The 23,323-nt window shown below is 38.2% G+C and carries 20 protein-coding genes, 1 rRNA gene and 3 pseudogenes; all 24 read left to right on the top strand.

Going from position 1 to position 23,323, the window contains the following annotated elements:
- Positions 1-232 precede the first annotated feature (232 nt).
- The 24 genes and pseudogenes from alaS to FOL01_RS06395 all read left to right on the top strand — a co-directional run bounded on the left by alaS (position 233) and on the right by FOL01_RS06395 (position 23,118).
- Positions 233-2,881, top strand: coding sequence for an alanine--tRNA ligase (alaS, locus tag FOL01_RS06495; RefSeq protein ID WP_075269877.1), 2,649 nt, complete (start codon positions 233-235; stop codon positions 2,879-2,881).
- A 45-nt stretch (positions 2,882-2,926) separates the two neighbouring features.
- Positions 2,927-3,178 carry an IreB family regulatory phosphoprotein gene (locus tag FOL01_RS06490; protein WP_002829001.1) on the top strand — a complete coding sequence of 84 codons (252 nt, stop codon included), beginning with the start codon at positions 2,927-2,929 and terminating at the stop codon, positions 3,176-3,178.
- Positions 3,179-3,204: 26 nt separating this feature from the next.
- Positions 3,205-3,639, top strand: a complete 435-nt coding sequence (gene ruvX / locus FOL01_RS06485; protein WP_075269876.1) for a Holliday junction resolvase RuvX — start codon at positions 3,205-3,207, stop codon at positions 3,637-3,639.
- Positions 3,640-3,651: 12 nt separating this feature from the next.
- Complete coding sequence (locus FOL01_RS06480) at positions 3,652-3,936, top strand: DUF1292 domain-containing protein (RefSeq protein WP_075269875.1); 285 nt, start codon at positions 3,652-3,654, stop codon at positions 3,934-3,936.
- 70 nt (positions 3,937-4,006) lie between these two features.
- Entirely contained in the window at positions 4,007-4,279 is a 273-nt protein-coding gene (locus tag FOL01_RS06475; RefSeq protein ID WP_075269874.1) for a DUF1292 domain-containing protein, read from the top strand.
- 131 nt (positions 4,280-4,410) lie between these two features.
- Entirely contained in the window at positions 4,411-5,094 is a 684-nt protein-coding gene (locus tag FOL01_RS06470; protein ID WP_075269873.1) for a ComEA family DNA-binding protein, read from the top strand.
- The gene (locus FOL01_RS06465) at positions 5,091-7,337 is read left to right on the top strand and encodes a ComEC/Rec2 family competence protein (protein WP_075269872.1); all 2,247 of its coding nucleotides are present in this window, start codon (positions 5,091-5,093) and stop codon (positions 7,335-7,337) included. Before FOL01_RS06470 ends, FOL01_RS06465 begins: the two co-directional genes overlap by 4 nt.
- A gap of 61 nt (positions 7,338-7,398) precedes the next feature.
- Positions 7,399-8,424 carry a DNA polymerase III subunit delta gene (gene holA / locus FOL01_RS06460; RefSeq protein WP_075269871.1) on the top strand — a complete coding sequence of 342 codons (1,026 nt, stop codon included), beginning with the start codon at positions 7,399-7,401 and terminating at the stop codon, positions 8,422-8,424.
- 135 nt (positions 8,425-8,559) lie between these two features.
- The gene (gene rpsO, locus FOL01_RS06455) at positions 8,560-8,829 is read left to right on the top strand and encodes a 30S ribosomal protein S15 (RefSeq protein ID WP_075270627.1); all 270 of its coding nucleotides are present in this window, start codon (positions 8,560-8,562) and stop codon (positions 8,827-8,829) included.
- Positions 8,830-8,884: 55 nt separating this feature from the next.
- Positions 8,885-9,139, top strand: a complete 255-nt coding sequence (gene rpsT, locus FOL01_RS06450) for a 30S ribosomal protein S20 (protein WP_075269870.1) — start codon at positions 8,885-8,887, stop codon at positions 9,137-9,139.
- 244 nt (positions 9,140-9,383) lie between these two features.
- Positions 9,384-11,282 (top strand): ribonuclease J, encoded by a 1,899-nt coding sequence (locus FOL01_RS06445; RefSeq protein ID WP_075269869.1) that lies wholly within the window; start codon positions 9,384-9,386, stop codon positions 11,280-11,282.
- A gap of 115 nt (positions 11,283-11,397) precedes the next feature.
- Positions 11,398-12,321 carry a hypothetical protein gene (locus tag FOL01_RS06440; protein WP_075269868.1) on the top strand — a complete coding sequence of 308 codons (924 nt, stop codon included), beginning with the start codon at positions 11,398-11,400 and terminating at the stop codon, positions 12,319-12,321.
- A gap of 201 nt (positions 12,322-12,522) precedes the next feature.
- The gene (gene tuf, locus FOL01_RS06435) at positions 12,523-13,710 is read left to right on the top strand and encodes an elongation factor Tu (protein ID WP_075269867.1); all 1,188 of its coding nucleotides are present in this window, start codon (positions 12,523-12,525) and stop codon (positions 13,708-13,710) included.
- Between the two features lie 244 nt (positions 13,711-13,954).
- Positions 13,955-15,244 carry a trigger factor gene (gene tig / locus FOL01_RS06430; RefSeq protein ID WP_075269866.1) on the top strand — a complete coding sequence of 430 codons (1,290 nt, stop codon included), beginning with the start codon at positions 13,955-13,957 and terminating at the stop codon, positions 15,242-15,244.
- A 131-nt stretch (positions 15,245-15,375) separates the two neighbouring features.
- Positions 15,376-16,624, top strand: a pseudogene (gene clpX, locus FOL01_RS06425) (ATP-dependent Clp protease ATP-binding subunit ClpX).
- A gap of 12 nt (positions 16,625-16,636) precedes the next feature.
- Positions 16,637-17,259, top strand: a pseudogene (yihA, locus tag FOL01_RS06420) (ribosome biogenesis GTP-binding protein YihA/YsxC).
- A 199-nt stretch (positions 17,260-17,458) separates the two neighbouring features.
- Entirely contained in the window at positions 17,459-17,689 is a 231-nt protein-coding gene (gene zapA, locus FOL01_RS06415) for a cell division protein ZapA (RefSeq protein WP_075269865.1), read from the top strand.
- Complete coding sequence (locus FOL01_RS11355) at positions 17,689-17,931, top strand: CvpA family protein (RefSeq protein ID WP_237342618.1); 243 nt, start codon at positions 17,689-17,691, stop codon at positions 17,929-17,931. The genes zapA and FOL01_RS11355 overlap by 1 nt, the downstream gene beginning before the upstream one ends.
- Before the next feature lie 38 nt (positions 17,932-17,969).
- Positions 17,970-18,227, top strand: coding sequence for a hypothetical protein (locus FOL01_RS11350; protein WP_237342617.1), 258 nt, complete (start codon positions 17,970-17,972; stop codon positions 18,225-18,227).
- 42 nt (positions 18,228-18,269) lie between these two features.
- The gene (locus tag FOL01_RS11555) at positions 18,270-18,473 is read left to right on the top strand and encodes a hypothetical protein (RefSeq protein WP_418385062.1); all 204 of its coding nucleotides are present in this window, start codon (positions 18,270-18,272) and stop codon (positions 18,471-18,473) included.
- Positions 18,443-19,096 (top strand): MutS2 family protein, encoded by a 654-nt coding sequence (locus tag FOL01_RS11550; protein WP_418385060.1) that lies wholly within the window; start codon positions 18,443-18,445, stop codon positions 19,094-19,096. The genes FOL01_RS11555 and FOL01_RS11550 overlap by 31 nt, the downstream gene beginning before the upstream one ends.
- Positions 19,097-19,170: 74 nt before the next feature.
- A pseudogene (locus tag FOL01_RS11545) lies at positions 19,171-20,654 on the top strand (endonuclease MutS2).
- A 73-nt stretch (positions 20,655-20,727) separates the two neighbouring features.
- Positions 20,728-21,042: a thioredoxin gene (gene trxA / locus FOL01_RS06400; protein WP_075269864.1), complete on the top strand. Its 315-nt coding sequence runs from the start codon at positions 20,728-20,730 to the stop codon at positions 21,040-21,042.
- 502 nt (positions 21,043-21,544) lie between these two features.
- A 16S ribosomal RNA gene (locus FOL01_RS06395) occupies positions 21,545-23,118 on the top strand.
- Positions 23,119-23,323: the final 205 nt, after the last annotated feature.

The raw sequence follows: 23,323 nt of genomic DNA, 5'->3' as shown, positions 1-23,323 counted from the left end.
TAGAGCATACAGAAACGTTGTGTTTGATGGGAACAACGCTAAGAGTTGTTTGACGCTACCCATTATATTTGTTTACGAAAGTGAACCGCGTGCTAGCGATATTAGCAATTAAAGAGGTAATGATACAGACAATCATTGCAATCGGAGTGGTACCGCGTATGAGCGTCTCTGTTATTGCAATGACTGCCTGTTTTTTATTTAATATTTTTTTGAAATGAGGCTTACATTAAAGATGAAAGAATTATCATCGGCTGAGGTTCGTAGCTTATTCTTGCGCTTCTTTGAAAGTAAAGGGCACAAAATTGAACCATCACAATCACTGATCCCACAAAACGATCCAACTCTTCTTTGGATTAATTCTGGTGTGGCGACTTTGAAGAAGTATTTTGATGGAACAGTTGTTCCTGATAATCACCGGATTACAAATGCACAAAAGTCAATACGAACAAATGATATTGAAAACGTTGGTCATACAGCCCGTCATCATACGTTATTTGAAATGATGGGAAACTTTTCAATTGGTGATTACTTTAAGGAAGAAGTGATTCCATGGGCTTGGGAATTACTAACAAGTCCCGAATGGTTCGGTATGGATCCAGATAAATTATATGTGACAGTGTATCCAGATGATGATGAGACCAAAGATATTTGGTTAAATAAGGTTGGTCTACCTAAGGACCATCTTTATGATGAACCAGATAACTTTTGGGATATTGGTGAGGGACCTTCAGGACCTGATTCTGAGATTTTTTACGATCGGGGGGAAGAATTTAACGACCCTGATGAATCAGAAAATTATCCTGGTGGTGAAAATGAACGTTACTTAGAAATTTGGAATTTAGTTTTCTCACAATTTAACCACCTACCTGGTTTGACAGATAATAAAGACTATCCTGAGTTGCCAACAAAAAACATTGATACTGGTATGGGATTAGAGCGTGTTGTATCTGTGTTCCAGCACGCTAAGACTAATTTTGAAACAGACTTATTTTTGCCACTTATTCATAAAACTGAAGAAATTTCAGGACAGTATAAGTACGGTGAAGATGATACAAAGGACATTTCCTTCAAGGTGATTGCTGATCATATTCGTGCCGTGACTTTTGCTATTGGTGATAGTGCATTACCTTCTAATGAAGGACGTGGCTACATTATCCGTCGACTACTACGTCGTGCTGTTTTGCACGGCCGTAAATTAGGTATCAGTCAAGTGTTCTTAAAGGAACTTGTCCCCGTCGTTGGTCAAATCATGATTTCGTATTATCCTGAGATTGCTGATAATGCTGACTATATTTCTTCAATTGTTGAAGCAGAAGAAATTCGTTTCAATAAGACATTGACTGATGGCTTGTCATTATTGGATGGTGTGATTGAAAAGGCTAAGAATGATCAGGGAGTCATTGACGGTGCGGTTGCGTTTAAACTATATGATACCTATGGTTTCCCATATGAGTTAACAGAAGAGTATGCTGTTGATGAAGGCTTGAAAGTCGATCGTGCTGGCTTTGATAAAGAAATGAAAGCACAACAGGACCGAGCACGTGCAGCACGTTCTAACAACACTTCGATGGGTGTTCAAAATGAATTATTGACAGGTTTAAAGACACCATCTCAATATGTTGGTTGGTCAGAATTAACAGTTGAACAGTCTGAGTTGTCTAATCTAATTGTCGACAATAAGTTAGTTGAAGAAGTTAATACAGGTGAAGCACAAGCAATTTTTGCAAAGACGCCTTTCTATGCTGAGATGGGTGGTCAAGTCGCTGATCTTGGTACAATTTATGATGAATCTGGTCAAGTAGTTGCTAAGGTAACTGATGTGCAAAATGCACCGAATGGACAACATTTACATACCTTGTCTGTCAGTGCACCAATGTCTAGCGGTAAGCTATACAAACTTGATGTCGATCGTCCATATCATGATGCGGTATCAAAAAACCATACGGCCACACATTTGTTAGATCAAACTTTACGTAATGTTCTTGGAGAGCATACGACACAAGCTGGATCACTTGTTACTGCAGAAGGATTACGTTTCGATTTTAGTTATAATGGTTCAGTGCCAACTGAAAAATTACAGGAAATCGAAGATGTTATTAATCAAAAGATTATTGATAATTTGCCCGTTTCATGGATTGAGACAGATATTGAAAACGCTAAAAAATTGGGTGCGGTAGCAGTCTTTACTGAAAAGTATGGTGAAACCGTCCGAGTTGTTTCAATTGGTGATTATAATGTTGAGTTTGATGGTGGTACACACGCTAATTCAACAGCCGAATTAGGTATGTTTAAAATAGTTAGTGAACAAGGAACAGGTGCTGGTATTCGACGTATAGAGGCAGTTACTGGTGCTGGTGCAATGGCATTGTTCAAGTTGCATGATAGTTGGCTAGCTAAGGCAGCAGAACAAGTGAAAGCACCACAACTTTCTGAAATTAATGATAAGATTTCTGTCCTACAAACAGCACTTAAAGAGGCAGAACGTCAGTCAGCTTCTCTTGAGCAAAAATTGGCTAATCAAGAAGCTAATGCTGCGTTTGCAAACCCACAAAAGGTTAATAACTATACACTAATTGCAACTGAAATGGCGGTTGAATCAATGGACGTGTTGCGTTCGACTGCTGATACGTGGAAGCAAAGTACACCATCAGATGTATTAGTTTTGGGTGCTAACCTGGGTGAAAAGGTTAACCTATTGGTTGCAGTTTCTCCATCAGCAGTTAAAAAGGGTATTAAAGCTGGTGAACTAGTAAAGGCAATCGCGCCAGCAATTGGTGGTGGCGGTGGTGGTCGCCCTGATATGGCTCAAGCTGGTGGTAAAAACCCAGCTGGTATCGCAGACGCCTTTAAGCAAGCAGCTGACTGGTTACAAGAAAAATAAAAGTTAGTTTTATTAATGAAAACCTTAAAGGGAGGTTTGGGTATAATGAGTTCATTGGATAATACAGCAGTATTTAAATTTGGTAATAATGAATCGCATGATGTCCGAAAGATGTTGGAAGTTGTATATGCAGCGTTGGAATCAAAAGGATATAATCCGATTAACCAAATTGTTGGCTATTTAATTTCAAATGATCCGGCATATATTCCACGTGTTAATGATGCTCGAAATTTGATTCGTAAATTTGAACGTGATGAAATTATCGAGGCATTGGTAACGGACTATTTAGCAAAGTAATATAGTATAGGAAGAGGTCAAATGATATGAAGCGTATTCTAGGTTTGGATGTCGGTTCACGCACAGTAGGTGTTGCAGTTTCTGATCAGTTAGGATGGACTGCGCAAGGCGTGGAAATTATTCAAATAAATGAAGATGAGAAAGAATTTGGCATCGACCGAATGAAAGAATTAGTGACTAAGTATGAGCCGGGTGGTTTTGTTTTAGGTCTGCCTAAAAATATGAATAATACTTCGGGACCACGTGTTGATGCTTCACGCGCTTATGGTGAGTTGTTGAAAGAAACTTTTGGGTTACCAATTGATTTTCAAGACGAACGTTTGACAACTGTTGAAGCGGAGCGCATGCTAATTGAAGAGGCTGATACGTCTAGAAAAAAGCGTAAAAAGGTTATCGATAAGTTGGCTGCTGGTTTGATTTTGCAAAATTATTTGGATCGTAAAGGACCACTAGTAAAGTAAGAAGGTAAACAAATGGATGAAGAACAAGACATTATTACGTTAGTTGATGATAATGGGGATGAACAATTATTTGAAGTATTATTCACCTTCAAATCGGAAGAATATGGTAAGTCATATATTATTCTTTACCCGGCTGGTTCAGGCGAGGATGAAGAAGTAGAGATGCTAGCCTATATTTTTGACCCAGAAGAGACAAAGATTGCCACAGAAGGTGGTTTGACACCAATTGAGGATGATGCAGAATGGGCCATGGTCGAGGAACATTTGAATCAATTTTTAGATGAGCAAGAAGATTAATTAAAGGTTAGTTGAGAACATCTATCCAATGATATCGGATAGGTGTTCTTATTTTATTAGGAGAGATAAGATGGACGAAGCAGAAGTTTTTATTTTGACTGATTCAGATGGTCAAGAGCATGAATTTCAAGAGTTATTTTCATTTGATTCAGAGGATTTTCATCGGTCGTATATCATCCTAGGTCCGGTTACGGAAAATGAAGATGAAGAGGTTGACGTTTTACCATTTATTTATGATAAAAATGCGGAAGAAGGCATGTTACAACCTATCGAAACGGATGAAGAGTTTGCGATGGTCGAAGAAGTCATGAATACGATTTTTAACGATCCAAAATTACAATAATTAATAAACTTTAAGTTAAGAAAGACTGGGACAAAAGGATTGTCTCAGTTTTTTTAATGCTGAAAATTCAGTGATTATAATGTGGAAAATTTAACTGTATCTACGTCTTTATTATTAGAAAGGGGGAGCATATGGTTCAAATTAAAGCATTATATTATCGCTATCAACATCAGATAGGCTTTAGTATCATTTTAATTATTGTAGGAATTAGTCTATTAATTTGGTGGCAGGTTTCTCAAAGTAGTGACGGTGTGTCATCAAAAGATTTTACGACCATTGCAGCTCATCAAAAAAATGCTAAAAAAAGTGAAAAAATCAAAAAAACAATCAATAATGAAAAATCAGCAAACATTGTGATTGATGTGAAGGGAGCAGTTCATCGACCAGGCGTTTATTATTTTGACAAGCAGCCAATTGTGGCGGAGGTATTAAGTCGAGCAGGAGGAACCTTATCTAGCGTTGACAGCGTTCGAATAAACCTGGCAGCAACGTTAACTAATGGGCAGGTTCTCTATGTTCCAATGGGAAATGAACAAGTACCTGATACGTATCCTTTACCTGGACAATCCCCACAGAATATGCAAGATAATCTCCAGGATAATCGTTCTAATCAATCTAGTAATGATAAGATCAACTTAAATACAGCTGACAGTGCGGCGTTGCAAAAATTACCAGGCATTGGTGAAAAAAGAGCACAAGATATTATTAAACAACGTGAAACGATGGGTGGTTTTAAAGTAGTTACAGATTTACAGGAAGTAAATGGCATTGGTGCAAAAACATTTGCAAAATTGAAACCTTTGGTTACGGTATGAAATCAGGACATTTATTGATATTAGGGATGTGTTTAGCGTGTATTAATGTCATTTTCTTATATCATTTTTGGTGGGCTATTCCTGGTTTTTTATGGCTGATTATTTTGTTATATCGTAAATTTAATTTTCGCCTATTGAGCACTTGTATTTTAATAATCGTTCTGAGTTATTTTATGTATTGGCAGTTCGGTATCAGTCGGTTAGATAAACAAGCTATTGGTGACATTAATTCTTATCTGGTGATTCATCCTGATAATATCGATTTCAAGCCAGATTATGGTTCTGGCACTGCTAGATTGACAACTGGTGAAAAAGTACGCATAAGTTTCGATAAACAGAGTGAAATAGCAAAAAAATGTTCTCAACATTCATACCCAATTTTTGTTCAAATTACTGGTAAATTAAATTATATAAATGAAGCACGTAATGAATATTCTTTTAATGCTGATGCTTATTGGCGTAGTCGAGGTATTGTACATCGGTTACAGATAACAAGAGCAAAAGTATTAGGGGATGCCAAACCAAAGAATTTTGTCGAGTTAATAGTTTGGACGATTCATAGTTTCCATTGCCGGTTGGTGAATTGGTTTGAAAAATTACCCAAAGGATTGAGAGATTATGGGGAGACCTTACTGCTAGGCTATACACGTTCAGAATTTTATACTGAAAATGGTGGTATTCAATTATTAGGTTTGATGCATCTATTTAGTATTTCAGGTTTTCAGGTAACAATTGTCTACCAAATATGGCGTTACCTATCACAACGGCTATGGATACAACGTGAGCATTCATTGGTTATTGTGCAATTTATTTTAATTATCTTATGGATATTTGCTGGTGGTGTGCAATCCTTGATTAGACCCGTATTTTTAGGTGTGAGTCAAGCATGGCGTGATTTACATTGGCTCAATATTGATGCAAAGGATGCGTGGGGATTAGCCTTAATAGGTGGGGTGTTAATTGAACCAGGAGTTTTACATAATTTAGGCGGTCAACTATCTTACTTACTGACTTTTGGATTACTTTGGCTTCAGAATCGTCCCTCGTGGTATCAAAGTATCTGGCTATCATTTTTTATTTTACCGACATTATTATGGCATACTTTTAGTTGGCACCCAGTTAGTTTAATCGCTAATCTAATAATCGTACCTGTTTTTGTATGGTTCATTATGCCTGTTATTACCCTTGGAATTCTTGCGACCATCTGTCATTTTATTTGGTTGCAAACTATTTGCGAATGGATTATTAATAGCATGCAGCTATGCATTAAATGGGGAGAAAGGGTACCTGGTGAATGTTTATTTGGCCGGCCATTAATGTTATTTTGTATTGTTTTGACTGTATTACCTTTGATATGGCTAGTATCTCAGAAAAAATATTGGCTTGTGATATTAATTTGTTGCTATTCAATAGCCTGGTTAACCCCGCGAATGTTTTCCGGCGGGTTTATTGCATTCTTTGATATTGGGCAAGGAGATACGACCATATTAAGGCCAACGCATCAGCAAATAACTATGGTTGATGTTGGTGGTAAATTTCAATTTTCGCAGCGTAATCAGAAAAAGCAACCTGTTACCAACTATCAGGTTGAAGAATTAATTCATTTTTTAAAAGGACATGCCATTGATAATATTCAGCAGCAAATACTGACGCATAAGGACATTGATCATATAGGAAATGTTTCAGATTTCCTAGAACAGATTAAAGTCGCAAAAATATACGTACCTGCTGGTATGGAACGTCAGGCTAAATTTAATAAGCGAATCACGAAATACATTCACTCCGGAGGAAAAGTATGTCCAGTACTAGCTGGGATGAAAATTACTAAAGATATCCAAGTTTGCCATCCGATACAACAAGGAGTGGGTGAAAATGATGATTCTATTGCAGTCTACGTTAACTTTAAGCGGGTTAGACTAATGATGACTGGAGATTTATCTAAAAAAGGGGAGAAAGAAATTCTTAAACGTTATAATTTGCAACCAGTAGATATTCTTAAATTGGGCCATCATGGCTCAAAGACTAGTACTGATGCGGACTTTGTCAGTCATTTAAAACCAAAATTTGGTATCGTTTCAGCTGGTGTGAATAATCGATACGGACATCCGAATAAGGAAACGTTGATGACTGCCAAAAAATACCATATTGTTATTTATAATACTGCTAAACAAGGCATGATTAAGATCAAATGGGGGATTTTTAATTGTTATCGTTTATTTTACGTTCATAAATTAAAACATTAGTGGGCAGAAACGTTGAGACGTGCTATCTTATAATATAGAAAAAAGTAGGAGGAATGTTGTTTTGACCGTAACTTTAACAGATGTTTTGAATGATGTGCAGACAGGACAACTACATCCAATTTATTTTGTCCAAGGTCAGGATCAATATCTATTGGACCTGGTTAGAAAACAATTTTTAACCGTTATTCAGCCAGAAGACCGGACACTGAACTTGGCGCAATTTGATTTAACAGAAGTCCCCTTAAGTATGGCCATTGATGATGCTAAGTCAGTACCATTTTTTGGTGACCAACGGGTGGTGATTTTAGACAATCCATATTTTTTAACCGGTGAACGTCAAAAAAATAATCTAGAACATCATGTTGAAGATTTGGTGAACTACATTAAGCAGCCTGAGCCGCAAACAATATTAGTTATTTTTGCACCGTACGATAAGCTGGATAACCGTAAGAAAGTCACAAAACTATTGAAAGAACAAGCGAGATATCTCTCATTTGTGAATTTAAGCGAAAAAGATATTAACCAATTTGTTAGTGATAGGCTAAATGCAAGAGGCTATACAATTGATTCTGAAGCAAAGCAAGAATTGATTCGATTAACCAATTCTTCGTTGACCCAGATGATGTCAGAGTTAGATAAATTAATGCTTTATACGGTAGTAGAAAAGCGGATTGGGGTTACTGATGTCAAAGAATTAGTGACTCATACGTTGACTGAAAATATTTTTGATTTAATTGATAGTTTATTAAAAGGCCAATTAACGCGTACCGTTAATTTGTACCATGAGTTGCTAGCTACTGGTGAAGAGCCGCTTCGTCTACATGGTGCGTTAATTGGTCAGTTCCGTTTGTTGCTGCAAGTTAAATCTAACGTGAAAAGCGAAAAAGGAATCGCTTCTGAACTGAAAGTTCACCCATATCGCGTAAAATTAGCTAAGCGTACTGTCAGAATATTTAGTTATGTTAGATTAGCAAGAGCATATCTTGGTTTAGTGAGTATGGAAGAACAACTGAAGTCGACAGCTCGAGATCCGGAATTATTATTTGAACTGTTTATCTTAAAATATAAAAATGAAATGGCTGAATAAAAAACTTGCATATAGTTATTTAATTTAGTATTATATTTAAAGTGCATTAGCACATGACCTTTTACTATGTTTGACGGTTCACCGTCGTCATACGTTGTTTGAGGCGACTATATTATGAAAGGTGGATATCCAACAATGGCTATTTCTGCAGAACGCAAGAATGAAATCATCAATGAGTTCGCTCGTCACGAAGGTGATACTGGTTCAGTTGAAGTTCAAGTTGCAGTGTTAACTGCTGACATCAACGAATTGAACGGACATATGTCAGAGCACAACCATGACTTTCACTCACAACGTGGCTTGATGAAGAAAATCGGTCACCGTCGTAACTTATTACGTTACCTACGTAACAAAGATGTACAACGCTACCGTGAGTTGATCCAAAAGCTTGGTTTGCGTCGTTAATATAAATATATTAATCACGTTTTTATTTTGACATTTATCATCGGAGGGAAAAGCGATGCCAATTATTGAGTCATCAATCCAACGTGCCCGCTTGAACAAGGTGCAACGCGAGCGTAACATCTCACAATTAAGTGCATACCGTACTGAAGTGAAGAAGTTCCGTGTTGCTGCTGAAACTGGCGAAGGTAACTTGCAAGAGTTATTTGCTTCAGCTTCATCAGCAATCGATCGTGCCGCATCAAAGGGCTTGATTGCTAAGAACAAAGCTTCACGTGATAAGTCACGTTTGGCTTCATTGTTGAAGAAGTAATTTATAATTACAAATAGACAATATGAAAAGGCTAGTAGCATATGCTACTAGCCTTTTTTATTGTATAGATTATGGGTGTTGTTTATATATATCATAATATTTTATTTTTAAGTTAAACTATTTTAATAATATGATAAATGACTTACTGGTTTTCTAGTGTGCGCTTATGTGGTAGTATTGTATTAAACATTTAAACGTTGGGTAAAATAATAAACCCGTGAAATACAATGAGAATAGGAAGATTATGGCAACTACATTAGACATTATGCCGTTTGGTGGTGTACGTGAAAATGGAATGAACATGTACGCCGTGACGGTCGATGAAGACATATTTATTTTAGATGCAGGGTTGAAATATCCTGAAAGTGACTTATTAGGGGTGGATGTTGTTATCCCGGATTATGCTTACTTAGTTGAGCATGCTGATAACGTCGCTGGCGTATTTTTGACACATGGTCACGCAGATGCGATTGGCGCCTTGCCTTATCTGTTATCAGATTTGCAAGTTCCCGTATTTGGTTCAGAATTGACGATTGAATTGGCTAAATTAGCTATTCATAATGAACCTGGCCTAAAAGACTATGACGATTATCATATCGTGAAAGGAAATTCTGAAGTTAGATTTGGTAATGTCACAGTTTCTTTTTTTGAAACGACACATACAATTCCTGAATCGTTGGGTATTGTTATTGAAACATCAGTTGGTCAAGTGGTTTATACTGGTGATTTTAAGCTAGATACAACAGCATTGCCATATTATCAAACAGATTTATTGCGTTTGGCAGAAATTGGTCAAAAAGGTGTTGTTGCATTATTAGCTGATGCAGCTGGAACTGCTCATATTGGTACGCCAGATCATGAATCTGTACTAGGTGATTACATTCTAGAAAATTTCCACTTACACAAATCTGGTCGTATAATTGTCGCCGCAGTCGCATCTAATATTCAACGTATTCAACAGGTTGTTGATGCTGCGTATAAAGTTGGTCGAAAAGTTGTTATTTCGGGCAATGATTTAGAGAAGGTTGTGCGAACTGCTTTACGTTTGAAAAAGTTAATATTACCTATACCTGAAAATGAAATGTTTGTTTCTCTTAAAAACTTGTCAAAGTTACCTGCTGATGAAACGGTTATTTTAGAAACAGGTCGTATGGGAGAACCAATTCGTCATTTGCAGCGTATTGCCCATGGTGATGACCGTAATATTAAAATTCAACCTGGTGACTTGGTATTTATCACCACGACACCATCTACTGCGATGGAGGGTTATGTTGCGAAAACACGTGACATGTTATTTAGAGCAGGGGCTACGGTAAAACAAATCTCTACTGACAAAAAATCTTCGGGACACGCATCCAAAGATGACTTTCAGTTAATGTTGAATTTGTTGAAGCCGCAAAACGTTATTCCTGTCCAAGGGGAATATCGTGTTTTAAATGAAGCATACCGGGCAGCAGAACAAGTTGGTTATGATGATGATCACGTATTTTTACTGGCTAAAGGTGATAAGTTACGCTGGAATGGTGAAAAATTCTATCTTGGTGGCTCAATTCAAGTAACGTCAACAATGATTGATGGTTCTGGGGTTGGCGATATTGGTTCGATTGTTTTGAATGATCGACGGATTTTATCTGAGGATGGTGTCTTTATTGCGGTTATTACAATTGATCGTAAAAAGAAAAAGGTTATCGCACCAGCGAAAATTGATTCGCGTGGTTTCGTTTACGTGAAGACGTCACGTGATTTAATGCATGAAGCGGCAGAATTGGTTGAACAAACTGTTTCCGAAGGAGTTAAGAATACAAAGGATTTCGACTGGGGTAATTTGAAAAACTCAGTGCGTGATGCTTTAGGAAAATTCTTGTATGAAAAGACAAGGCGTAAGCCAGTTATTTTGCCAGTTATCATGGAGGCAAATCAGAATGGCCGTCGTCGTCGTCGAACATCATCACATCAAGGTAATAAAAGCAAGACGGTTGGTACTAAACCGGCCAAAAAACAATCTAATAAAAAAAATCCGTCAAAAAATACTGATAAAAAGTCCGGCGTAAAAGCAGCTAATCATAAGCCGAATAAACCTCGTCGGCAACGAAAAAATCATAAATCAAATAAGCAAGTAAAACAGACTGCTGATACGAAATAAATGATCAGTTTGTAATTTAGTTAAAAATTCTTTTTTGTTTAACAATATAGTTAAATGAATGAGAATTTTTTAGTTTAGGAGATGCTTTTCTGTCTAAATGAGAAGGGAATTTAGTATGACAAATAATCAAAAGGTCAATGAGCAGTACACTTCCTTGGTTGCGGAGGCAAAAGAAGAACTAAATAGGGACTTAGTTAGTCAAGCATTAGATACTTTAAATAGCGCATATCAATTACAACAGACAGAAGAAGTCAATCATCTCTTGGTGACCACACTAGTTGCACAAGGACAATACCAAGAAGCGCAGACGATTGCAGACGAATATTTAAGTTCATATGCAAAAGATGAGCAAAGTGCAAGAATTTATCTCGATTTATCACTGCATAATCATTATTTTCTGAACGCATGGGAATTTTTGAACTGGCTAACTGAAGGGGTGCAAGAAAAATTACAACCTGAAGTTGTTGACGCAGAAAATTCTTATCGGTTGAATCAGGAGAAGACAATTCGTACGATTGCTCGACAATTTTATCATTTAAGTGATGGTAATACGGTTGAACAACAGAAACGTTTATTGGCTGCAAATAAATTACCTGTAAATGATTATCTAATTGGAGCAAAGTTTGTTTTGCGCGATCCGTTTTTATCACAGATTTCACGAACGGCGGTATTAGATCAATTAAGACGCCTAAGGATCAACGAGTCTGTCGGATTTTTAGATTTAGACGGGCACACACAAACGTATATTCCAACAAGTTTAACAGCTCTTAAGCAAAATGACATTTACAATAATATTTTAAATGAATTGGATAAGTATGCTAAGACCCTGGGGGCTGATATGGTTCATGGCCTTAGCGAGCAGGTGCATTTATTGTTAATGATAGCTTATCCAGAGTTGTCAACTGTTGTACAAGATGTCACGAGTTGGGTTGATGGATTGGTGGCTGAAACTTTTGGATATCCTATGCCAAACGAACCAGATGGTCAAGCTACTTGGCGTAAAAAAGCACAAAAAAGCCTAATTGAGTTACTTAATTAGAAAAAAACGGTAGATATAAAGAAAAATAAGTAAAAAATATTTACAAAAATAAGGAATTTATATATAATAATTTCAGTCTCATATAGAGAATTAAAAAGATTTTCGTATCTTGTTGTTTCAGTTATTAGGTATGTGTAGTATACTTAAACTAAGCAATAAGGTTGGTTCAAATCAACCTGCGAATAATAGGAGGACAAGCTTTTGGCTAAGGAAAATTACGAGCGCACTAAGCCGCACGTTAATATTGGAACTATTGGACACGTTGACCACGGTAAGACTACTTTGACTGCCGCAATCTCAAAGGTACTATCAGATAAGGGATTGGCTCAATTAGAAGACTTCGCCGCAATCGATGCTGCTCCTGAAGAGCGTGAGCGTGGAATCACGATTAACACTGCTCACATCGAGTACGAGACGGAAAACCGTCACTATGCCCACATCGATGCCCCAGGTCACGCGGACTACGTTAAGAACATGATCACTGGTGCTGCCCAAATGGACGGTGCTATCTTGGTTGTTGCTTCAACTGATGGTCCAATGCCACAAACTCGTGAGCACATCTTGTTGGCTCGCCAAGTTGGTGTTGACTACCTTGTCGTATACTTGAACAAGACTGACTTGGTTGACGATGATGAATTGGTTGACCTTGTTGAGATGGAAGTTCGTGAATTGTTGTCAGAATACGATTTCCCTGGAGATGATATTCCAGTTCTTCGTGGTTCAGCATTGAAGGCCTTGGAAGGTGATCCAGAACAAGTTAAGGTTATCGAAGAGTTGATGGATACTGTTGACTCATACATTCCAACTCCAGAGCGTGATACTGACAAGCCATTCTTGATGCCAGTTGAAGACGTATTTACGATTACTGGTCGTGGTACTGTTGCTTCAGGTCGTGTTGATCGTGGAACTGTTAAGTTGAACGATGAAGTTGAAATTATTGGTTTGAAGGAAGATATTCGTAAGACAGTTGTTACTGGTATCGAAATGTTCCGTAAGACTATGCAACAAGGTGAAGCCGGTGATAACATTGGTGCATTGTTGCGTGGTGTTGACCGTAAGGAAATCGAGCGTGGTCAAGTTTTGGCTAAGCCTGGTTCAATCCAAACGCACACTAAGTTCTTGGCCGAAGTTTATGTTTTGACCAAAGAAGAAGGTGGACGTCACACACCATTCTTTACTAACTACCGTCCACAATTCTACTTCCACACAACTGATGTTACTGGTGTAGTTGAATTGCCAGAAGGTGTTGAGATGGTTATGCCTGGTGATAACGTAACATTCGATATCGATTTGATCGCACCAGTTGCCATCGAAAAGGGATTGAAGTTTACTGTTCGTGAAGGTGGCCGTACTGTTGGTGCCGGAACTGTTTCAGAAATCAAAGACTAATTTACGATTTGTTGTTTAGTTAATGGTTATAAAAAGAGAGTTATTGCATTATTGATGTAATAACTCTCTTTTTTGAATTATAAAGAAATTTCTTATATAATTTGGATTGAAGTTTTTTACGGTAAACGGAATATTTTATGGCATAATATTGTCAAAATAATGCGTTTCCGATATACTGATTAGGTATGTAAAGATAAATTATGTCGTAAATAGTGTGAAGCTAGCGACTATTGGAGGAATAAACATGGCAAATGCAGTTTTCACTAAAGGTGAAGGCAATAAAGGAACAATCAAGTTTGAAGTTCCTGTTGATGTATATGAAAAAGGAATTGATGCAGCTTTTAACGATGTAAAGAAGCAAATCAGTGTTCCTGGTTTCCGTAAGGGTAAGATGCCTAAGCAGGTATTCTTCCAAATGTATGGTGAAGAATCATTGTATCAAGATGCTTTGAACAAGGTTCTACCAGATGTTTATGGAGAGGCCGTTTCAGAGACAGGTGCAATCACTGTTGGACAGCCAAAGATTGAAGCAGAATCAATGAACAAGGGTGAAGCTTGGGTATTGACTGCCGAAGTTGAATTAGCTCCTGAAATCGAACTTGGTCAATACAAGGGTGTTGAAGTTCCTGCTTCTGATACATCAGTTTCTGATGCTGATGTTGATGAGGAACTTGCAAACATGCAACAAGGTCAATCTGAACTTGTCTTAGTTGACGAAGCTGCTAAAAACGGTGACACTGTTGTCATCGATTTTGATGGTTCAGTTGATGGTGTTCACTTTGATGGTGGACAAGCTGATAACTACTCACTAGAATTAGGTTCTGGTTCATTTATTCCAGGATTTGAAGAGCAATTAGTTGGTGCCAAGGCTGAAGACAAAGTAGATGTTAAGGTTACATTCCCAGAAGATTACCAAGCAGCTGACTTAGCTGGTAAAGAAGCAGTCTTTGAAGTAACAGTTCATGAAGTTAAGTCTAAGGAAGTTCCTGCACTTGATGATGAATTTGCTAAGGATGTTGATGAAGAAGTTGAAACATTAGCAGAATTAACAGAAAAAGTTAAGGCTCGTTTGGCTGACCAAAAAGCTTCTGCTGCTAAAGAGGCTAAGGAAGATGCAGCTGTTGCTGCCGCTGTTGACAACGCCAAGGTTATTGGTGATGAGATTCCTGATGCAATGATCGATGAAGATGTTCACCGTCAAATGAACCAAATGTTTGCATCAATGCAACAACAAGGTATTTCACCAGAGCTTTACTACCAAATCACTGGTACATCTGAAGATGATCTTCACAAGCAATATGAAGAAGGTGCTGAGCGTCGTGTAAAGACTAACTTGGTATTAGAAGCTATTGTTAAGGCTGAAGATATCAAGCCATCTGATGAAGAAATTGCTGCAGAAGTGAAGTCATTGGCTGAAGCTTACAATATGGAAGAAGATGCTGTCCGCAATGCATTGTCAGATGATATGTTGTCACATGACATTGCCATTAAGTCAGTTGTTGACTTGATTGTTGCTGAAGCAGTTGAAGCCTAAATATTGGTTTTAATAAAAAGGTTGGACTTTTGTGTAAGTCTGACCTTTTTTGTCTTTTTCCGGTAATGGAAGTTTGATACAATACTTACAGTATTATAATTTAATGGATAGAAGTTATAGGAGGTTGGACAGTGTTTAATACGACTGACGACTCGAATGGTGTTGCATACTGTTCATTTTGTGGTAAACCCTCTACTGAAGTCAAAAAGTTGATTGCGGACCAGGTGTTTATATTTGTAATGAGTGTGTTGCACTAGCCAAGATATTATTAACGAAGATATGCAACAAGATGCAGAAGCACGGACGCTAACACTAAAGACGCCCGCGTGAATCGTTGATAACCTAAATGATATAGTTATCGGTCAAGGTGATGCTAAACATACTTTAGCAGTGGCTGTCTATACCATTACAAACGTGTTAATGCAAAATTGACAGGTGAGACGGGTATAAGAGGTGTTGATCTACAAAAAATCAAATATCGCAGTAATTGGGCCAACTGGTTCTGGAAAAAACTTATATTGCACAATCAATGGCTAAGTTACTAAATGTACCTTTTGCGATTGCGGATGCAACAACACTTACTGAAGCAGGTTATGTTGGTGAAGATGTTTGAGAATATCTTGTTGAAACTTGTTCAAGCAGCTGATTATGATGTTGAGCGCGAGCTGAAACTGTATTATTATATCGATGAGATTGATAAGATTGCTAAGAAAGCTGAAAATGTATCAATTACGCGTGATGTGTCTGGTTGAGGGTGTACAACAAGCATTGTTTGAAGATGCTAGAAGGTACAGTTGCTAGTGTGCCACCTCAAGGAGCCGTAAGCATCCTAATCAAGAGTTTATTCAAGTTGATACAACGAATATTCTCTCATTGTTGGTGGTGCTTTTGCTGGTATTGAACAGATGGTTTAAAGAGCGTCTTGGTGCCAAGGTAATTTGGGTTTTGGTACTGATGCTAAAACACAACAATTACAAAATTCAGATAAGTCAGTGATGCACAAGTATTGCCAGAGGATTTGATGAACTTTGGATTGATTCCAGAATTTATAGGTCGTTTACCAATCTTAACAGCCTTAGAGGAACTTACAGAGTCAGATCTAGTGCGTATTTTGACTGAACCTAAGAATGCATTAGTTAAACAATATCAAGCATTAATTGGCTTTGGAAGACGTTGATTTGAAGTTTACTGATGATGCACTTAAGGCAATGGCGCATTTGGCTATTGAACGTTGAAACTGGTGCGCGTGGACTACGCTCAATCGTTGAAGAAGTTATGCGTGATGTTATGTTCGATGTTCCTTCTCGTGAAGAAGTTACTGGAGTGGTATTACAGAAGGTGCTGTATTACGTCAAGAGGAACCAAGTAGTCACAGAATAGTGGGGTACAACGATGGAAGTTCATCAAGTTGAAATCGTGATGTCTGCAGTGCGGGAATTACAATATCAACCAGATGATTTACCAGAGTTGCTTTTGTTGACGATCAAATGTTGGTAAATCTCATTCACAAATGTGTTAATTAATCGTAAGTCTTTTGCAAGAACATCAGCACAGCCAGGTAAAACACAGACCTTAAATTTTTATAAGGTCGAAAACCAAGTTTTTTTCGTGGATGTTCCTGGTTATGGATATGCTAAGGTGTCAAAAAAAGCACGTGAAGATTTTGCTGTTATGATTGGCGAATACTTGCGTAAGCGACAACCACTGAAAGGAATCGTCCAATTAGTAGATGCCCGGCACCTACCTTCAAAAGAAGACATCGAAATGTATAATTGGTTGATTTCAGATGATATTGGGTTACCAGTATTAGTTGTGGCAACAAAAGCGGATAAAATTTCTCGTGGAAAATGGAATAAGGTCGAAGCAGATATAAAACGAAGTTTGCAATTCAACGAAGAATATCAGATTTTGAAATTTTTTCGGCAGAAACCAAGTATGGAAAAGATAACGTTTGGGATTGGCTGGAAGCGCGAATGCTAGATGGTAGTGCATTTGATCCAGCTGATTTTGAATAGTTTAAAAATGATAGTGGAATAAAAAAGGCGTTATATTAAAAACTTAGCCTTTGGGAAAACGTTTCGCTTAAGGAGGTTGGGACACTTGTTTTGTCCCAACCTCTGTTTTTTAAGGTTTTTACGGAGGTACCTAAGGCTGTATCCGAATTATTTTTTTGATATACTAATAACTAATGATAAATTAATGGAGGCTAACTAAATGGCTGAGAAAACACGTTTTAAAGGAAAAATTTTAGGTAAGGAACTAACGATTACTGCTAATGAATCGCAAGCACATATGAAAGCAGTATTTGATTTGGCCAATGCCCAATTAGATAAGATGCAACAAGCTGCGCCCAAGTTGGATGATAATCAATTACTGACTTTGTTAGCAATTAATGCCTTGTCTGATCAATTAACAATGCAAGTTGAAAAGGATAAAGAAAATTAATGACAATTTTTTCTTGGATTATCATTATCTTGATAATTTTAGCAATGATTCATGGTTATCAGTTAGGGCTGGTTCGTAGTTTAACAATGCTGGTTGGTAGATTAATTGTTTATACCTTTGCCATTTTATTGGCCCATAAGTTTGGTAGTTGGTTGTACGATATGTTCGTTAATGGCATTGTTGCTAATTGGACGGCCACTAATGTCCAGCGACAGCAACAAGCCAACCAGGAGAATTTTTAGCATCGGCAATTGCTTTTACAATAATCATTTTAGTCGGTATGTCGATTGTTAAATCTATTGAACGAAGTTTACGCTTTATTAATAAAATACCAATATTGAGTACTTTAAATCACATAGGTGGACTACTTGTATTTGGCTTAATTGTTTATGTTGAAGTATTCTTCGTTTTACAAATAACACAAACGCTAAATATTCCTTGGTATACACAGGAAATGGCTAATTCAGCCGTTGCACAAGGAATAATGAATAATACACCCTATCTTTCTGAGGCCGTTTATGATTGGTGGTTATTGTAAGTAAGTTATTTTAATCATGAAAGTTGGTAGTAAAAATATAAAATGAATACAAAAATTTTAAAAACACTAGAGTATGATGCGGTAAAGGCACAGGTTAAGCCCTTTTTAGCAACAGTGGCGGGTGAAAAAGAATTACTTAACTTATCGCCAACTGATGACGCACAATTAATGCAGCAATGGTTAGCTGAAACTGCAGATGCAGCTCGGGTTCTGCGTTGGCAGGGGGAATCAGCATTCCAAAGCTAGCAGATGTTAAGCCCCATATGAAACGGTTACGTATTGATGCAGCATTAAGTGGTACTGAGCTTGCCCAAGTTGGTCGAGTGCTGTTTACAACTGGTCAGATTAGAAGTTTTTTTGAAAATCTAGTTGCTGATCGTGGTGAAGCTTTACCGGCATTAGCAGTTTATTATAATAAATTAGTACTATTACCAGAGCTAACGAGACGTGTAAATGTTGCTATTGATGGAGATGGCCGTTTGAATGATGAGGCGTCATCAGAATTGCACCGTATTCGACAAGCGATTACTGGGACGGAAAACGCGATTAGGCAAAAAATGCAAGATTATACGCGTGGCAAAACTGCGCAGTATTTGTCAGACCCGATTGTAACTATTCGTAACGAACGATATGTTTTGCCTGTTAAGGCAACATATCGTCAAAAATTTGGTGGCGTTGTTCATGACCAATCACAAACAGGACAAACATTGTATATTGAACCTGCCGATGTCGTTGATATGAATAACCGATTACGCGAGTATTATTTAAAAGAACGGCAAGAAGAAGAACGTGTGTTGATTGAGTTATCAGCAAAACTAGCGCCAGAAGCAGATAATATAGAAAACAATGCGCAAGTCTTGGACATTTAGATTTTTTAAATGCTAAGGCACGCTATGCGGTTGCGATAAAGGCTATTGAGCCAGAATTCAGTGCAGAAAATCATGTGCGATTATTAAAAGCCCGTCATCCATTGCTAGACCCAGATAAAGTTGTACCAAATGATATTACGATTGGTGAAGATTATAGTGCGATTATTGTAACTGGTCCAAATACGGGTGGAAAAACAATTACGTTAAAGACACTTGGCCTATTGCAAATAATGGCACAGTCGGGGTTCTTTATTCCTGCTGCTGAATATTCTAGTGTTGGTATATTTAAAGAAATCTTTGCTGATATTGGGATGAGCAGTCAATTGAACAGTCACTCTCAACATTTTCAGCTCATATGGTGAATATAATCGATATTCTAGCCGGAATGGATAAAGATTCACTAGTTTTGTTTGATGAGTTAGGAGCAGGAACGGATCCGCAAGAAGGAGCGGCTTTGGCGATGGCTATTTTAGATGCTGTAGGTGAAACGGGGGCTTACTCTGTTGCCACAACACACTATCCAGAACTAAAAGTCTATGGTTACAATCGAGCGGATACAATCAATGCTTCCATGGAATTTGATATTGACTCGCTACGACCAACTTATAAATTTTTGATGGGTATTCCGGGGCGTTCAAATGCTCTTGAAATTGCTAAGCGGCTAGGATTATCTGATACGATTATTAATAGTGCGTCTGCATTAACGTCGGAAGATTCGCAAGAATTAAACGACATGATTGCTGATTTGGTTGCCAGAAGAAATGCTGTTTTGACGCAACAAGTTGAATTGACCCAAAAGGTTGTTGAAAATCGGCAATTGAAAAATGATTATGAGGCGAAGCTTGAGGCCATTGATAAACAGCGAGCCAAAACAGTAGAAGATGCTAAGAAAGAAGCTAATCATATTGTTGCCGATGCTCGCCGTAAAACGGACAAAATTATTGGTGACTTACATAAGATGGCTCGTGATGGTGCAACTATTAAAGAAAATAAGTTGATGGATGCCAAGGGTGCATTAAATGCTATGCATGAAGAGCCATCGCCGACGAATAATCGCATTTTACGTAAGGCTAAAAAAGCCAAGCAGGTACCACTTTCGGTGGGGGATACAGTCCTTGTTCGCGAATATGGGCAGCAAGGGACGATTGTACGCCAATTGAAGGATAATAAATTTGAAGTTCAAATGGGAATTTTAAAAATGGTGTTGGCTGGTGAAGAAATTGAAAAGCAGGACAAAGCGCCAACAAATGAGCCAAAGCCAAGACAGAATAAACGTCGTAAAACTTCACATGTTAATACAAATAAGGCAACAAATCGTGCTGAAGCAGCAGCAAAATTAGATTTACGTGGCATTCGTTATGAGCCAGCTATGGCTGAATTAGATCGTTTTATTGATCAGGCACTATTAAATAATTTGTCATCTGTTGAAATTATCCACGGTAAAGGAACTGGAGCAATTCGTAAGGGTGTCCAGGAATATCTTCGCTCACATCGCCAAATTGAATCATTTAAATTTACTGGTCCTGATCAAGGAGCAACTTATGTGCAATTTAATTAAGACACATGTATCGACAAATTAGTTAACAAAGTTTATACTAACAATAAATAAGTATTAAGAGGGAGAGATTTTAATGGCTGTAACAGATATTAATGATGATAACTTCGTGGCAGAGACAAACTCTGGCGTGACAATTACTGATTTTTGGGCAACATGGTGTGGCCCTTGTCGTATGCAATCACCAGTTGTTGAGACGGTGTCAGAAAAAATGGATAACGTGAAATTCACGAAGATGGATGTTGATGAAAATCCAGCAACAGCTCAAGAATTTGGTATTATGGCTATCCCAACTTTACTAGTTAAAAAGGATGGTGAGGTAGTTGAGCGCTTGACAGGTTTTACACCAGCTCACCAACTTGAGGCAATTTTGGCTAAGCACTTAGATTAAGTGCAAATAGTCCTTAAATCTAGCTATCAATCGGCAAAAATGCTGATTGATAGCTTTTTTAATGGGAATGACATGTTTATTGGGCAATTTAATAAAAACTATTGACGTTGCATGTACCTAGCAGTATATTAATAAAGCACGCTTTTTAAAGCGTCTTTGAATAAAAGCGATGATATAGTATATCATTAAAGTTTTTATTGACTTTACTTAAAAACGTGTGTATTATAGATTGAGTTGTCTGTCATATCTTTTGGAATATATTTTTAATAAATTCCTATAAAAAAGTTATTGACAATTTAACTTAACTTCTGTAATATAGATTAAGTTGTCAGCGAGACAACAACTGTTGATCATTGAAAACTGAATATCGTTTCGATGAAACAAATGTGTAGGGTCATCAAGTAATTTACTTGATACAAAACATTTGTGAAGTCAATTCACTAATAAATTCGTTTAACTTCTGTTAAACAAATAACAACAAATTGAGTTATACTCAAACTTTTAAAATGAGAGTTTGATCCTGGCTCAGGATGAACGCTGGCGGCGTGCCTAATACATGCAAGTCGAACGCTTTGTTTTTAATTGATCTGACGAGCTTGCTCTGATGTGATTTTTTTGACAAAGAGTGGCGAACGGGTGAGTAACACGTGGGTAACCTACCTCTTAGCAGGGGATAACATTTGGAAACAAGTGCTAATACCGTATAATACTAACAACCGCATGGTTGTTAATTGAAAGATGGTTCTGCTATCACTAAGAGATGGACCCGCGGTGCATTAGCTAGTTGGTAAGGTAATGGCTTACCAAGGCGATGATGCGTAGCCGAGTTGAGAGACTGATCGGCCACAATGGGACTGAGACACGGCCCATACTCCTACGGGAGGCAGCAGTAGGGAATCTTCCACAATGGGCGCAAGCCTGATGGAGCAACGCCGCGTGTGTGATGAAGGGTTTCGGCTCGTAAAACACTGTTATAAGAGAAGAACGACATTGAGAGTAACTGTTCAGTGTGTGACGGTATCTTATCAGAAAGGAACGGCTAAATACGTGCCAGCAGCCGCGGTAATACGTATGTTCCAAGCGTTATCCGGATTTATTGGGCGTAAAGCGAGCGCAGACGGTTATTTAAGTCTGAAGTGAAAGCCCTCAGCTCAACTGAGGAAGGGCTTTGGAAACTGGATAACTTGAGTGCAGTAGAGGAAAGTGGAACTCCATGTGTAGCGGTGAAATGCGTAGATATATGGAAGAACACCGGTGGCGAAAGCGGCTTTCTGGACTGTAACTGACGTTGAGGCTCGAAAGTGTGGGTAGCAAACAGGATTAGATACCCTGGTAGTCCACACCGTAAACGATGAGTGCTAGATGTTCGAGGGTTTCCGCCCTTGAGTGTCGCAGCTAACGCATTAAGCACTCCGCCTGGGGAGTACGACCGCAAGGTTGAAACTCAAAGGAATTGACGGGGACCCGCACAAGCGGTGGAGCATGTGGTTTAATTCGAAGCAACGCGAAGAACCTTACCAGGTCTTGACATCCCTTGCAAATCCTAGAAATAGGATGTTCCCTTCGGGGACAAGGTGACAGGTGGTGCATGGTTGTCGTCAGCTCGTGTCGTGAGATGTTGGGTTAAGTCCCGCAACGAGCGCAACCCTTATTATTAGTTGCCAGCATTCAGTTGGGCACTCTAGTGAGACTGCCGGTGACAAACCGGAGGAAGGTGGGGATGACGTCAAATCATCATGCCCCTTATGACCTGGGCTACACACGTGCTACAATGGCATATACAACGGGTCGCTAACCCGCGAGGGTACGCTAATCTCTTAAAGTATGTCTCAGTTCGGATTGTAGGCTGCAACTCGCCTACATGAAGTCGGAATCGCTAGTAATCGCGGATCAGCACGCCGCGGTGAATACGTTCCCGGGTCTTGTACACACCGCCCGTCACACCATGAGAGTTTGTAACACCCAAAGCCGGTGCGGTAACCTTTTAGGAGCCAACCGTCTAAGGTGGGACAGATGATTAGGGTGAAGTCGTAACAAGGTAGCCGTAGGAGAACCTGCGGCTGGATCACCTCCTTTCTAAGGAAAATCGGAATCCTACACATTCGTCGAAACGATATTTAGTTTTGAGTGGTTAACACTCAGCATTAGTTCTTTGAAAACTGAATCATAATTGTAAATTTTTAAATTCATTTAAATTGATTTTTATCAATTAAATTGAGCCGAAAAAATACACCGCGTAATTTTTTGAGTTTTTTAAATAAGTTTAAAATCGCTTGTGGCC

It is taken from the genome of Weissella thailandensis (assembly GCF_001932615.1).
GTDB classification, from domain to species: Bacteria; Bacillota; Bacilli; order Lactobacillales; family Lactobacillaceae; genus Weissella; species Weissella thailandensis.
This window is presented reverse-complemented; position numbering and strand designations above follow the sequence as displayed.